At 53.6% G+C, this 15,598-nt stretch carries 3 protein-coding genes; all 3 read right to left on the bottom strand.

Annotation, left to right across the window (positions count from 1 at the left end):
* Window positions 1-13: 13 nt before the first annotated feature.
* The gene (locus tag KQI17_RS00055) at window positions 14-4,429 is read right to left on the bottom strand and encodes a leucine-rich repeat domain-containing protein (protein WP_216494190.1); all 4,416 of its coding nucleotides are present in this window, start codon (window positions 4,427-4,429) and stop codon (window positions 14-16) included.
* A gap of 124 nt (window positions 4,430-4,553) precedes the next feature.
* On the bottom strand, window positions 4,554-7,301 hold the full coding sequence (locus tag KQI17_RS00050) for a leucine-rich repeat protein (RefSeq protein WP_216494189.1): 2,748 nt from the start codon (window positions 7,299-7,301) through the stop codon (window positions 4,554-4,556).
* 242 nt (window positions 7,302-7,543) lie between these two features.
* On the bottom strand, window positions 7,544-15,583 hold the full coding sequence (locus KQI17_RS00045; RefSeq protein WP_216494188.1) for an InlB B-repeat-containing protein: 8,040 nt from the start codon (window positions 15,581-15,583) through the stop codon (window positions 7,544-7,546).
* Window positions 15,584-15,598 lie beyond the last annotated feature (15 nt).

Genomic DNA, 15,598 nt, shown 5'->3' with positions numbered 1-15,598 from the left:
GTATGTATTTTCTTTATTGCAATCCCTCATTGGTTTCTGCGTTACAGAGCGGAACTTGCGTATCACTCAGAACAAACACTTTTGTGACTGCAGCCATACCCACCGCAAACTCCACAGATGTTTCTTCGCCTGCACTCAGTTTTTGACTTTCTACTTTCAGCATCTTCCCATCAGCGTTATATGCCGCGCAATACACGGTTGCTTCTACCCCCACTTCGCAGTATATAGTCGCAGCGACTCCTTTTGCTGTTGACTTGACGCTCCTGATTGCTGTTGGGAAATACGGTGCAAGAATGTGCATCGTTGCCTCGTTGTTATAAGTGTATCTCTCGGTCTGGTCGAGCATGACCTTTGCGGAAACATCGCCACCTACGGAGCTATCGGCCACATCGTACGACGCAATGGCAACATCGCCGGAGGCCAGATCCTCAAATGTCCTCTTCGCAACCGGATCGCCGTCCGCATCATAGAAAACCACACTACCGCTTGCGGTCTCAATGCCCTGATTCGTCACAGTTGCAATCAACATCTTACTTGTGCCAATTTGCTGATAGGCAAGCTCTACCGTCGCGTCCACATAGCCGATGCTGATTTCACAGCTGTTATCGAACGGCATATAGTCGTCCTCGTCCGGCTCTCTGACTTCAAACTTGTAGCTGGTCAGCACAGAAGGGCAAACGACAGCCGTCGTGATCTCTACGCTCTGCCCCGGCAAAAGGACGACACTTTCCGTTTTCACCAAGCTGTCGTTCAGATGCAGTTCGATGCTGTTTACGGTATGGTCGCCCGCATTAGTGACCATCAGTGTGACGGGAATACTTTCTCCCGCGGCAAGGACACTGTCATCATAATCAACATCGTCGATGCGCAAATCGCTGACCGGCAACACGCGTGAATAGACAAGATTCTTGGCATCTTCCACGCCGTTCTCAGTAATCGAGACCGCCGTATGCATCCCCAGCACAAAATCGTTTTCACCCAAATGGGCCACAGACAGATTTTCCAGATAACGGCTGTCGCCGGTAAGCTGGATCGGCAGGCTCCACCCTTCATCGGTATACTGCAGCACAGCCAAGTTCGCGCTGTTCTCAGTTGCCATGCTGAAATAAACCTTATCGCCGACGATCACATACTCATGCGAGATGCCCTCAGCGGAAATCTCGTTACCGTTCGCGCTTTTCAGTACGTCGTTGCCGTTCCAGAGGAATACTGCTTCGCTCGTCCCTGGCAATACCCCATAGGTCACACGTCCGAACACACCTTCGGCAAGGGCAGTGGACGGATCTGCCGTGGTGTAAAGCGCTCCGTTCAAAAGATACGCGGCAACAAGCTTGCCGTCCAAAAGTCCCGGTGTCACGGACTGGATCGCACCACTCACATCTGCCAGTACAGATACTTCGCTCCACGTGTCATCGGAATATGTCGCACAGCAAACCGCACCGCTCGTGGGCAGCAGGACGCTGTCCTCGTCCGTCAGAGCCGTATCCGCCCACATCAGGACAGGCTGGTCGTTGAGTACGGCAAGCCGCTGCATATGTGCGAATCCGTTGCCTGTAAATGCTTTACTCTCTGTAAAGACCAGCGTTTCCGGGTCGATGGATCCGACCACGATCGTCTGATTCTGCGCATAGGCTAAAACCGAATTGCCGGGGTCACTGGTCGTTTTCGCGTAGGCTATCCAAATCGTGCCGTCATCATCCACACACAGTGTCGGCGCATCGTCTATGATCGCGTCGGCGTCGACGCGGACCGGACTGATCCAGCTTACCCCATTCGTGGACTTGGTAACAACGACATAGCGAGCGCCGGTTTCCGCATCCGCGCGGATAAAAGCGGCATACAATGCATCACCACCCGATACCATGACCGGCTGCGCGTTGCGGTAGGTGTCCGTCAGCAGGTTCTTAAACTCAGTCTTTGCCACAGTGGAAGATGCCATTAACAACGGTCGATGGTTTGTGATTCCGCCCAGCCAGTCAGATTCCTCTGCAAGATAGCTAAGATCGTCGACTCGATATCGTGAGGCGTCATTTAATCCTTTGTCCCATGGCACCTCAGTCGTCCGCATGGCGGTGTGAGCCTGCACATTGTTCGCAGAGTAAAGATGCCATGTGTTGTGAGCGAATGGACGCTCACGGGTCATCATGCCCAAATAGACTTTTAGCCCGAGTTCACCTGTAAGGTCAACGCTTTTCAAATAAATCGGTGCTTTGATCAAGTGTGTTGACGTTTTTAACTCCGCCTCTCCATAAGCACCGACTCCCACAAATCTGCTTACGCCTACTCCGCCAAAAGCGGTCAATTTCATTGAAAAATCAAAGTCCAAAGAACCCAACAAGGTAGCGTTCGCCCAATCGTAAGAGATCTCTCCGACAAAACCGCCTTCGACACCCAACTTGACTTGTACAGTAACCGGAACAACTACCCATGTATTATACTCAAAATCGGCGACATCAAGTTTGAATTGCAGCATGACCTCGCCTTTTGCTGTCGAGCTGCCAAGATCTGCTTCTGCATAGCCAAGAAAATTGACTTCGCCGTTTTTGAAGAAAGACACTTTGTTCTTATCCGCAATCAGCGACTTGAAGATCTTCTCGTCCTGACCGCTTAGTTTTCCCAGATTTATATCGCCGGCTCTACGGGCTTTTCTAAACAAGTCCTTCGCCGCTCTAATCTGTTCCTTCTCCGTTTTTCCCCCTGCAACATTCAGATTGAACCCAAATTGAAATTTATCATCTGTCGAAGTTACTGTTATTTTTGATCTGATAGGCAGCTTGAATTTATATGTGGAACCACCTAAAAAGGGAGTATCATCGCTCACCTTAAAGGAAATCTCATTGGACGACAGCGACAGCTCCATACCCTTATTTATAGAACTCTCTGCAAACTCCAGATTAATATGGGTATCCACCTGCTCTCCGTCGCTCGTCACGACGCGAACAAAGCATCCGCCGCCCTTGGAAAAACTTGTAACGGACAGTTGGCCAAACCAGCCGTTCTCATCTTCGGCGATCTTCCTATCCCTTTGCCACAGTTCATAACGGACGATTCCGTCGCTCGCACTTGCGGAACAGCCGATATAAAAGTCTCCCCGATCCAAATCGCCAATCATATCGCCAGTATTCTTAAGGCTCAGCTTTTTCGTGTTGGTCAGGATATCTATGCTTCCCGTCATCAAGTTGTTGTTAGCATACCGTGCTTCGTGAAGCTTATATACGCCGTAGCTTTTGTCATAGAGAATTACCGTCTCATAGTGGCCGGGCGATTTTTCCCAGTTGCTATCTGCGTTGCTCCATGTAATATAGTCCTCCTTCTCCACGGTGATCAGTGGCTGCCCAATGGTAAACTTCTCAAACAATGCGAGACCATTCTTGTCCGTCTCTTTCTTTTGGCTCCCATAGGTGACCAATGCACCCTCGATGGGTATTCCAGCGTTGTTTATAACCAGAATACCATACTGGTTGGCAGATATCTTCTCTGCGATATCAGTGGTAATCTGTAGATATCCGTCCCACGTCTTCAAAGTGAGGCCATTCCACATTCCAGTAGAAGCGTCATATGCGTCGGTGTCTGTCCAGCCGGTGGTGCCAGGGATGTAGTAGAGAGTGGACTTCCTATCAAAGGATAAAGCCTCAACTGTGGGGGCATTACCACGAAAGTAAACATCTCCGCTAATGCCGTCAAACGCATAGTAACCGATACTGGTCACACTATCCGAGATCGTTAGGTTGCCAGTAAAGCCACTGCACCCTTCAAACGCATAGTCGCCGATACTAGTTACTCTATTCGGTATCGTCAGGTCACCTGTAAAACCGCTGCACCACGCAAACACAGCATTTTCGATACTTGTCAATCTATTTGGAATGTTAAGACTTCCGGTAAAGCCACTGCACTTGGAAAATGCACCGCTACCAATGTTAATCACACTGTCAGGAATGGTCAGGCTGCCTGTGAAGCCCTCGCAGTATTCAAACGCAAAGTCACCGATATCAGTTACACTATCCGGTATCGACAAGTTGCCGGAAAAGCCATAGCACTGCCCAAACGCTTCCTCACCGATACTAGTCACACTATTCGGTATGGTCAGGTTGCCTGTGAAGCCGCTGCACGTCTGAAATGCATAGGAACCGATACTGGTCACGCCACTCCTGATAACAAGTGCCTTTAAAACCGATCGATAGTTGTACCATGCCGGTTTTCCATCTTCATCCGAATACGCCGTTGTATAATCCGCCATTTTCCCCTGTCCGCTGATAGTCAGCACCCCATCACTGTCCAGCACCCAGGTCAGGTTGCTCCCATCTCCCTCTGCGCCGCAGTTGCCAGAGGCCACAATATCCGCGGCGGACACCGTGACCGTCAGCAGCAGCAACAGCAGCAAGCAGCTGAGCAGAAGCCTTGTAAGTGCATAGTAGCGTGTCGTTTTCATTGTGCTTTCCTCCTTGAAGAGCGGTTGTCCATTTCTAATCCAAAACACACCGTGGTAAATTAGTCTCAAATTAACCGACTATATCTCTACGCCGTTCGCTATACAGAATGGACGCCGCCCGCTTCTATACCAATGGTACAATCACAAACGTATACGAAGTGGCTTCATCTTCATACTGCATCGCCGCGCAGGCAGGGGTAAGGTCATTCTTATGTACAACATACAGCTTTGCACAGGCAGCGCCCTCGCAGCCGTTCAACCGCAGCGTTTGGACATTGCCTTGAGACAACGGGCCGGTTTCTCTTACTTCAACTGCGATCTGCTGCTGCGCGTCAGAATAGTACGAGGCAATCAAAACATATTCCTGCTGACCCTCACAAACGTTTTCGATTTGGAAGGCCGTGCTCGGGATGTCCTGCGGGCCGGAGATCTGAGACTCCGCCGTAAGTACGGCATCGCAGCTGCGAACGACCGTTACTCTGCCGTCTGTCTTTCTGTACTTCTGCGGCACAACTCCGTTTAGGCCATTGCTCAGGTAGAGCGCGGTAGCGTCCACCAAGGTCGTCGAGCTTTCTATTCTGTCGGTTCCCTCTGCAAAAGTATAATATGCATCTCCGCCTTCCATCAAGTAACTATTGGCTGCAATCGTATATGTATCCGTTGTTGAAAATGTCTTTCCTCCTATACTGAAAATCTCCACGCGTCTGCCAATAGACGCTGGTTTATAATACGGCTCGTAGGAGATACTGCACAGATACTCTCCCGTGCTCTGAAAGGGTATGTCGGAATGAACCGCATAACGCATCCCCGCCACATGCAGAAGTGCAGATGTCCCACTCGGCAGCTTTTGACAGGCTGCCTCCATGGCTTCAAGGAGTTGTTCTCCGGTCACCTTGAAAATCCCGACTGTATTGCCGAATGGCATCACCTGTGTGAGCATATCCTTAGTGATCGCTCCAGACGGAATATCTGTACGAACGCCTCCACCATTCAGGATGGCAATATCCACATTCTGACCCAGCACGGTGTTCGCATACCAATATAGGCCATCCACCACCAAGTCACAGAGGGGCGTTTCGCCATATCGTGAGCCCGTATTCCGGCTTCCAAACAGATCAAAGCTGCTCACAGCAAGTGGCTCTTGGAGCACCGGTGTCTTGCTGCCGCACCAGGCCATACCGTGAACGTCATAATCATTTTTATTGAGCGGAATATCGCCCTCATAACGCTCCCCATTGCTGTAATAGCCCACTGTCTTCACAAACAGAGCCGAATAAAGCATTTGGCACATATCGTCCTTCGACAAGACATCGCTGTATGACGTGCTCACACCGTGAAACAGTCCGAGTTTGTCGGCAAGCTTTATGGTTTTGATCATCCAGTCTTGTCCATTCAAACCCTCCGCCTGTTCATCGTAACCTAAAACGAGAAGCAGGATCTTCGCAAACTGATAAATCGTAACGTTATCGTCCGGGCTAAAAATTCCATCATCCGTACCGCGCATATACCCTTTTTCGACGCAGAAGGCAATGTATGGATAGAATGCATTATCCGCAGGAACGTCGTTAAAGCCGACACTGCCCTTGTAGTTCTCCGTGCCGCACAGCCGCGCAATATACTTGCACACCTGCTTGCGCGTCATGGACATTTGCGGTTCAAAGCTTTCGGTCGACGCTTCTTCAACGCCTATGCTCTGCAAGCAAGCAGCCGCATCGTAGTGCTGAATGTCCGCCTTGTCCGCAAAGGCGAGCAAATCACTTCTGACATAGCTCTCCCAACCGGACGCCCCGGCCGCATAGTAGACGCGTACACTTCTCTTTCCCTCAAAAACGCTCTCACCCATTTGGGGTGCGCTGCCCTCAAAAATGACCTGTTTGAGTCCATCGCTGTAGCCAAAGGCCATTCGCCCAATTTTCGTTACACTATCCGGCACCGTGATCTGCGTCACCTGTGCAGAATGAAATGCACAGTCTTCAATTTGCTCCACACCGCTTGGAATGGTATAGGCCGTGTCTCTCTTTGCCGGCGGATAGGCAACCAACATTTTCCCATCCGCGGAGAAAAGCACACCGTCCACGCTTTTGTAGCTTGGATTTCCATTCTCGACAAGAATGCTCTTCAGTTGGCCGCAAAAGCTAAAGTCCCCTATTTTCTGCATACTTGCGGGGATCGTCAGCTCTGTCAGCTTTCCGGCGCAGGCAAATTCCTCTCTCTGCACGCTGCCGGTCACACCGCTTGGGATTTGATAGGCTCCTGCCCGTCCCGCCGGATATTGGACGAGCGTTGTGCCTGCTTTGTCGAAAAGCACACCATCTATATCGCAATAAACCGCATTGTCCTTTTCAACATGGATCATCTCCACTGCAACACAGCGGGCAAAGGCTCCTGCTCCGATCTCTTTCACAGAAGCAGGAATGGTGATCTCCGGTATTGCTCTGTTCCAGTAAAATGCGCTTATCCCTATCGACTGCAATCCCTGCGGGAGCTCGATGCTTTTCAAGTTATAGCACCAGCCGAACGCCGCGTTCCCCAAGCTTTGCAGGCTGTCCGGCAGCGAAACCGCCGTGATCTCTCTACAGTCGTAGAACGCATTGTTTCCTACCCTTGTCACTCCCTCGCCGACAATTACATTCTTGATGTCCCCGCAAAGGCCGCTCCAAGGCGTCTTGCCACGTTCATAATCCGATATCGCACCGCTGCCGCTGATGGTCAGCACGCCGTCGCTGTCCAGCGACCATGTGAGGTTGTCCCCCTCCGCGCCACAGGTGCCAGAGGCCACGGTATCCACTGCGGACACCGTGACCGTCAGCAGCACCAGCAGCAGGCAGCTGAGCAGAAGCCTTGTAAGCGTCTGGCAGCGTGTCGTGTTCATTGTTTTTTCCTCCTTGAAGAGCGGTTTTAATACGGAAAAGGTACTGCAATTCTATTTCATAAACAGAAAGCCCATCTCATGTTGGCCCCACAGGCAATCAACCGTCAAACGCTTTCCGAAAAATTTCAAAGGTTATCGGTCCCATTCTGGGATTTTGAAAAAGATTGAAGATGGATGCTTCCGCACCGCGGACCGCTTAAGCGGTCCGCGGTGCGGAGCGATTTGGGGTGTGCTGTTTTTGCTCAGGTCGTTGTCTGATCCAAAGATGCGCATTGCGCCAAAGGCGCGTTTGTCTCGCTGTTGAGCAGGAACACACGCAGCTTCGCTCCGTTCTGCATTTGGACAGCCGCCGTGGCCTCTGTGCCGTTCACTTTCAGCGGCGGCATGGTGACCGCGATCATTCTGCCGTCTGCAGCGTAGAACGCCGCAATGAGCTTGATGTCCTGCGTTTTCAAGCCGCTGACCTTGATGTCACCGTTGGCTGTCACACTCACCTCGGTGGGAGCTTCTGCCAGCGTCGCACTGTAGCTCACGCGCTCTGCCGGCATGGTGAAGCTGTAGCTGCCATTGCTATTGCTGCTTACCGCATAGCTCCTTCCGCTGTCTACACCGGTGACGCGAATTGCCTCGAGCATATAGCCGCTCGCCGCACTCGCTGTCAGTGTAACGATTTCGCCGGCCGCCGCACTGCTCTGATTGCAGTAGATCGTCGCGTTTTCGACCACAGTCGGGAAAATTGTGTAGGACTTGCTGGTGTCCGGTGTCATGCTGAAGTTGATATCCGTGCGGACCGGCGGGATCACAATGGTCGTCACACCGTCGCTTGAGCTGAACTTCAAATCTTTCAGCGAGTCATAGGTCTGATAGCCCTCCTTGCTTGCGAGAATGCGGTACTTTCCCTCCGGCACCATCCAGCCGTAGCGACCATCCTCGTCCGTGACCTGCGGGTTGACCTGACCATAGTTCTCCGCGTCAAAATTCACCCACTGACCGTCCTCCTTCAGGACCTGGCAGTACACTGTCACGCCTGCGAGCGGGTTGCAGTTCGTGTCCGTCACAACGCCGCTCGGATCGATGAGCAGGTTGACCACCGCCACAACGAAATGCAGCGTTTCATCGTTGGTCGTCCTCACATCAGCCGTCAGATATTTCAAGCCGGAGGCGCCCCACGTTCCCCCTTTGAAGGCCGTCGTCCACGCACCGTCAGAGGACTGCGACGCCGTCTGCGTCAGGCCGCAGAAGCTCAGTTCTACGCTTTGGATACCGCTTCCGCTGAAAGAAACACTGACCGGCAGATCACCGCCCATCATATACAAATCGACATACTGCCAGAAGGTATATGCATTCAGGCGCTCATTATACGCCGCTTTCTCGCCATAGGTTCCATAGGTCACTCCACCGACCGCGATGGGATCGTTGACCACCTCGACCGTTACCTGTGCGGAGCGCACGGTCCCGTCGGTAGTCTCCGCCACCAGCGCAGCCGATCCCGTAAGCGCGAGTTTCGCAGAATAGTAGCGTCCCTTCGCCTGCACCACGGCAAGGATCGTGCCGGTATCCGCATTTCGGATCGTGACCAGCTCGCCCTCAGCGGCTTCGCCATAAACCGTGACCTTCTCGCTCGCTCCTACTTGCACAGGCGCTGTGAGCATCAGCTTGGCAACGGAAAGATTCGCTGTACCGAACAGGGCTGTTTCATCGCCCAGCGTTGCCTGCACCGGAATACGCAATGCGCCGGCTGCGTTTTTATCCACGCGCAGCGTCACATGGAAAACACCTTCTGTCGCTTCCTTCTCGGGCTTCAAATTGGTCGTCTGAGCACTGTTCTGAGCACTGTTCGCAAGCGTCACGCCCGACGGCAGGGTCAGCGTAAAGGTGGGCTGGACAGCCACTCCGCTTTCAGACGTCCAGCGGATCGCCAGATCGACCAGCTCACCGCCATAGACCTCCGTGCGGTCGATCGTCACGCTGCCGGTCAAACTCTTCGCCGTTTCCGCAGGCAGCGAGTAGCTCAATGTTTTCTCGATAGTTGTTGCAGCATTTTCTGTGACTTCGAACAGCTCCACATCAGTCACAAAGCTCTCATAGCCGCTGTAGTAGCCTCTGGAGAGGTCAGTGAGCTGCAGCCGATAAGTACCAGTTGCAGGAATCACATCCTCCAGCCACACCACCGTACCGTCCGCGCTGGCACAAATGGTGGAGGAAATGTACTGCCACGAATCGCCGTTCTTCTGCTCCAGCAGCAGATAAGCATACTTTCCGATCTGTTGTTCCGCGCTGATCGTTACCTTCACACTGGGCAGACGCACCAGCTCCGCGGTAATAACATTATTACCTCCTTCGCTAACGGTAAATTCAGTCGCGCCATCCGTCCCGATGCGGACCGGATACTCCTGCTTGCCAAACGCGCGCAGTGTATAGGGACCGGCAGGAATGCCGAACTTAAAGTCACTGTTCTTCACCCATTGGCTGGCAACACAGCCGCCGTTTTCTCTGTAAACCTCCAGCCAAACACCGTCGGTCGGTACATTGGTCAGCGTGCCGGTGACGGTATAGGTTTCCTCGGGCGTGATGGTGACCGTCTGCGTAGGATCATTCTCCGTCAGCGTGACGACCTTCTCAAAGGAATATCCGCTTGTCGTCGTACCGCTGATCAGATAGGTGCCATTGGTCAAATACGAGAACGATACCGTATTAGTACCGGAAGCCGACGAATTTCCGTTCGTCCAGTAATCCGTCTGCCACGGTTCGCTTCCTGCGGCACTCACATAAGTAATGTTGCCTTCGCTGAGCTTCACAGTAATTGTACCATGAGCGCTCACGCACACCGGTGTTAGGGTGATGTCCTCCTCCGGCATAGTGAAGTATCCCTTGTAGGTGCGCAGTCCTTCTCCACTCTCGTAATGGTAATCGGAAAGGCCCAGTTCTATGGTGTATACCCGGCCGCTTGTTCCCACGCACCGCAGTTCGGTGCAGACAAAGCCAGCCTTGGCTACAAATTTAAAGGTGACCTCGCTGCCCGCCGCTGCACGGCCGGTGCTTTCCGTGCTCGTCCAAATGTTCCATTCTTGAATCTTCTCCGCATCATACACGCTGTCGACCACATAGGACGCGGGGATCGCTCTCCACTTGGCATACAGGATGAGACTTTTGTATATCTTTGATTCGGATGTAAACTGCTTTTCATAGTGGATGTCGCCGTACCAACCGTCAAAGGTATAGCCCTCGCGCGTCAACGCATTTTCAGGAGGCAGATCAACAAACTCCTCACCGTATTGGACGCTGTATTCCGTTTGATATTTCGTATCGGTGAAGCTGCCGCCGTCGAGGAAGAGTGTAACGGTCATTTGCTTTGCCTTGTAGACCGCCGTCAGAGTCATATCCGCCGTGATATTGGTAAAGTCGGACACCATCGTGCCTGTGCTGTCCTTCCAACCGATAAAGGTGTAGCCATCCCTCACAGGTGCGTCCGGCGCAGTCACGCTGCCGCCCGCGGCAACCGTCTGACTGATGATCAGCTGTCCGTTATCATCGAGGAATTCGACCTTAAAGGTGCTCTCCGAAAGCTTCTCCACCTTCGCGTGGAGGGTGATGGGCACTGCCGGCATATTCAGATACCATCTGCCATTGTATTCCTCATACCATACCCTGCCGCCATCGGAGGCCGCGCCACCGCCGGACGAGCTGCCGCCGGATGTACTGCTTTCCGTAGTACCGCCAGTTGTGCTTTCCACAACCGTGCCGCTGCCGCCGGATGAACTGCCGCTGGATGCCGCAGTCGTGTACCACACATCCTTGATCGTATAGCCTGTCTCTGCCGTGACGGGAATGGCAAAGGTGACGCCCGCAGGCAGTTCACTTACTTTGAGGGCCCATACCGTACCCTCGGTCGGTGCAGCGGTCACAGAATAGCCCTCCACGCCGACTGCGATGACGCTTGCTTTGGTATAGTCCGTCGAGATCTGCGTTGGCGTTCCGTCCTCTTCGCGAATATAGGCAAGAATGTTTGCACCCGCCTCTGTGTAGTCCGCCAGCGTCTTGCCATCCGGCAGGGTCATAATGCAGTTATCCCCGTCGAAGAAGAAATACGCATTGCGGATATCCGCCGTACCATCTTCCTCAATGCGCAGCGCAGGCGTCGTGAAGCCCGAGACGATGGTCGGCTCTGCTTCGTATGCTGCCATTGCTGCCATCATTTCACTGGCGGGTGTGCCGCTTTGGATTACAGCGCTTGCGCCCGCGCGGATATGCACGCCGCCGTAATAGCCGCCGCCGAGCACGGTCAGCTTGCCGCTGCGCACGTCCAGCGCACCGCCGCTCTCCCCTCGGATGCCATTGGTCCATTCAACTGTGTCTTGGGAGCTTCTGCTCACGCCGTCAATGGTGAAATCGGCGTTTGCACCATCCACCACGATCGCCGCCTCGGTGCCGTTATCATAGTAGATATAGTATCTGTCCAGCAGGAGCCTGATCGTTCCGCCGGTGATGCGCAGCGGCTCGGTCAGCGTCACATCAGCGGTAAGCCGCACCGTAACGCTGTCCACCAGCTCCGCCTTGCCGCCGAGCGCCGCAGCAAGGCCGACCGCGTCCTTTATCTCGCTTCCCTCGCCGCCAGTGGATTCCGGAGCGAAGACCGCCTTGAGCGTCACATCGCTGTTGGGCATGATGAAGCTGTAGACGTCGTTTGCGTCGCAGGTAAGCGTGACCTCCGCGCCGGAGCCATCCTCTATACACACCAGCTGAACGAGCTTCGCGCCGTCATTCACCTTGACCTTAAACTTGACTTCGCTGCCGACTGCCGTTGAACCGCCGCGAAGGCCGCCCATCTCCCCCTCGTCCCGCAGCGAGCCATACGTTCCGCCCTCGACCAGCAGCGTGAGCATTTTGGACTCCGGCGTGCGGTTCTTAAAGGTACCCCAAACCTTGACTACCGAGTCGGGCATCACAAAGGACCATGTGCCGTTTGCGTTTTGGGTAGCCGTCAGATCTGTACCGGTCTCCTCCACTCGTGCATAAACTGCCGAAGCGTAGTAGTTGCTGGCCGGCGCCGCCGTCACGGTAACGGTCTCTCCGGGATAATAGAGGCCGCTGGTGCGGTCGAGCGTCAGCGTGCCGTTTGCGACTGCATCCACTGTGACCTGATAGCTCTTCTGCTCAGAATAACTGATATAGAAGTCCACCGCGTTCGCATACGGCAGGGTAAAGCGATAGGTATCCTCCTTTCCCTCCTCCCGCGTCAGGTCAGCAAGCCAGATCTTAACGTCCTCGTTTGTTTCTTTATTGTTATAGGACAGATACGACCCCGTCTCGTTCAGCGTATAGGTTCCGAATCTTCCCGTCATGGTCTGCGGCACATACAGGAAAATATCCTGATTTTCCTTCACCGCTCTCCATTTCTCCATTACGGGATTCCCGGCTGCATCGGTCGCCGTGATCGAGTTTCCAAGGTCGTAATCGCTGCCAAGGCCATAGACACTTGAGGTTATTCTCACATAGTCGTATTGACGGAAGCGCACATGCACCTCTACAGCAGCGTTCGGCATGACGAACGAAAGCGTACCGTCGGCATTTTTCGTCAATGCTTTCGTCACGGTATTGCCGTTCGCATCTGAATACTTGTAGTAGGTATTGTGCTCATACATATCCACCGCCGCGTAGCCCTCCGCCGGAACGGCCGTGATTGTGACGGTTTTGCCCGCCGCGGCACGCGCTTTGTCCGCGATCGCAGTGCCCTCATAATCCGCCGCTTTCACCGTGACCGTATAGGTGCTCTCGGGGATCTTCTCGAACTCTGCCGTCACGGTGCAGTCCTCCAGCACCGGGAAGCCGCGGCCATAGAGGGGATAGCTCTCCGTCCCCGTAAGGATGCGGACCGAGTTCGCCTTGAGGCGGTAGCCCTCCGCCGGCTCAGCGAGCACATAAAGCTCTGTATAGGAGGGATATTTCTCATCCTCCGTCATCTCCTCGGGCGCGAGAAGCGTCAGCGTACCATGCTCCACGCTGCTGTCGACCTTGACCGTACAGCTTTCATTGCTTTGATTCCAAAACGCGGATGGGGCCAGATAAATGTAATCGCTGGCGTTGCCGACCGGTCCGCTGGTCAACGCGGCGTTCACGCTATAGCGCAGATAGCGGTTGACAGCAGACAAATCATCCGCCGTGATCTCATAGCCGCTTCCCGGATCAAGCGTGATCGACGCATCCGCCGCTGCCGTCCTGTTTGCTGCTGTAAAAAGCTGTAATGTCAACGACTCCCTGCCGACGTTATAGGCATACAGGCTCGTAGTATATCTGACCGCGCGATCAGGCAGGCCGACGTTTGAAGGATGAACATTCGGCAGGCCGGAATTTTGAATTATGTACTGATTCGCCGCAAACACGCCGCTTCCATTTGCGTCTGTCACGAGCTTGCCGTCAAAAAGCAGCTCTGCGCCGCCATAGCAGCCCTTCGGCAGCTGCGAGGCATCGAAATAGAACTGAAAATTTCTGTTTCTATTATTTGCCTCGCTCTTCTGCGTGTTCAGCGAAAGGGTCAACGTTTCCGCCCCTGTCATATCAGTCAAACGAAGCTTGAAAAGATCTTGCCACGCTTTTTTTGTCAGCGCGGCATAATCTGTCTCGCTGAGTCCGTTGAGCCACACCCGCAGCACGCCGTCATAAACAGCAGCGTTAATACTTGCGCGCTGATAGGTCAGTGGCAGTGTTTCGTCCGCAGTCGGCGTTTCCTCATTGTTCCCCTCGCCGGCCATGCTCATCAGAGCCATGCTCGACGTGATCTGCTCCACATTACGGTTGTAAAGATATTTTTCATACTTCTGTTCCCCGCCGTACTCGCGTTTTGCAGTCACGACAACACGATATCCTCCGTTCGCTTCAATGGGATACGGCTGGCCGTCCGTGCCGCGGAACTCAATCTCCCAAACGCCGTTCTCGTCGGGAGAGGCGGTCGTTTCCGCAAGCACGGTGTCCCCGCTGTTTCCTTTCAGCTGGACCGGATAGATCTCCTGCGGGTCAAAGCCGGACGAGCGCAGCACCACGTTTGCATAGAAGTGGCTGGCAAAGCAGGCATCCTCTAAAGCTCTGTCGCTTACATATAGTGTCCCCGGCTCGCGCTTATACTCAAACGTTTTTTCAGAAAAGACCTCCACGCGGTAATTTTCCCCCTTCAACGCTTCGGTCAGCGGCACGATGTAAGAAACACGAACATCCGAGCTCGAGGTTTTTTCCACACGATACTCGTTCGAGGTGCCGATACAGTTTCCATTCTTCGTGTAAACCTTTACGCCAAAGTCCGACGGATTCCCGCCGACCAGACCGACCTGAATGTAGGCCGTCGTCGCGCCGACTGTATTGGCAGCGATCCCGCTGTTTCCGGAAGCCGAAACCAACGGACAGTCATACACCGTTACGGCATTTTCCAAGCGGGCGATCTCCCGGTCTCCATTGTACACCGCAGCGGTGTAGTTTCCTGCATCCAGCGGCTTTCCAAGGTAGACCTGCGCATAGGCACTTTCATAGCTTGTTTTATAATAATGATCTGTTTTGAAAAAAGCATAGCGCGCATCAGTCATACTTCTCTGATCACCATAGAACTGCCCACTGCGGCTGACGCCGCAAAGCGCACCGCTCTGGTCAAACAGCTTCATGGTCAGGTCAGACTTGTTATATTCGCTGAGCGTCCCTACTGGCAGGTTGAGCCACGCCTGCACATTCAGCTGCTCAACGGATGCTTTTTCCCGTTCCTGCGTCAGCTGTGCGAAAGTGGGCGCAGGGAATTTTTCCTCCGTGGCCAGATAGATCGGAATGCTTTCGCCTTCGGACATCTCATAGACCACCGTGTTTTTTTCCGAATATTGGCTGTCCTGTACCTTCACGGTAAAGCTCCCACTTCCTGTTTCAAGGCTGTTGCCGTAGGACCAGTCGTAAAAATAGCAGCCATTGACCCAACTGGTGTACAATATTTTTTCACCCAATACCAGCAAAAACTGCTTGCCAGCCGGCAGGCCGCTGATCTCCATATGGATTTGTGGGCGTTTATCCACATTGATAACGTTGGGCGTCACCAGTGTGATGGTCTTAGGCAGCGTGCTGCCCTCCGGCAGCTTCGTAGCCGTCAGCGTTGTCTCGACCGCCTTGATCTCGGTCGGGCAGGCGGTTGTCTGCCCTGTTTCCTGTCCTGCCGTCTCCTCGCCGGTCGCCATCGCCGGCGTCACCAGCGAAAGCATTAGGCACAGCGACAGCAGCAGAGAAAGGAGTCTGCGATTTGTCTGCTTGTTTTTCATGTTCTTCCCTCCAGA

It is taken from the genome of Oscillibacter sp. MSJ-31 (assembly GCF_018918025.1).
Lineage (GTDB): Bacteria > Bacillota > Clostridia > Oscillospirales > Oscillospiraceae > Hominicoprocola.
This window is presented reverse-complemented; position numbering and strand designations above follow the sequence as displayed.

Excerpts from the sequence above, each read along its gene's own strand:
- KQI17_RS00050 (WP_216494189.1), bottom strand. The coding sequence starts at position 7,301 with ATGAACACGACACGCTGCCAGACGCTTACAAGGCTTCTGCTCAGCTGC.
- KQI17_RS00045 (WP_216494188.1), bottom strand. The coding sequence starts at position 15,583 with ATGAAAAACAAGCAGACAAATCGCAGACTCCTTTCTCTGCTGCTGTCG.
- KQI17_RS00055 (WP_216494190.1), bottom strand. The coding sequence starts at position 4,429 with ATGAAAACGACACGCTACTATGCACTTACAAGGCTTCTGCTCAGCTGC.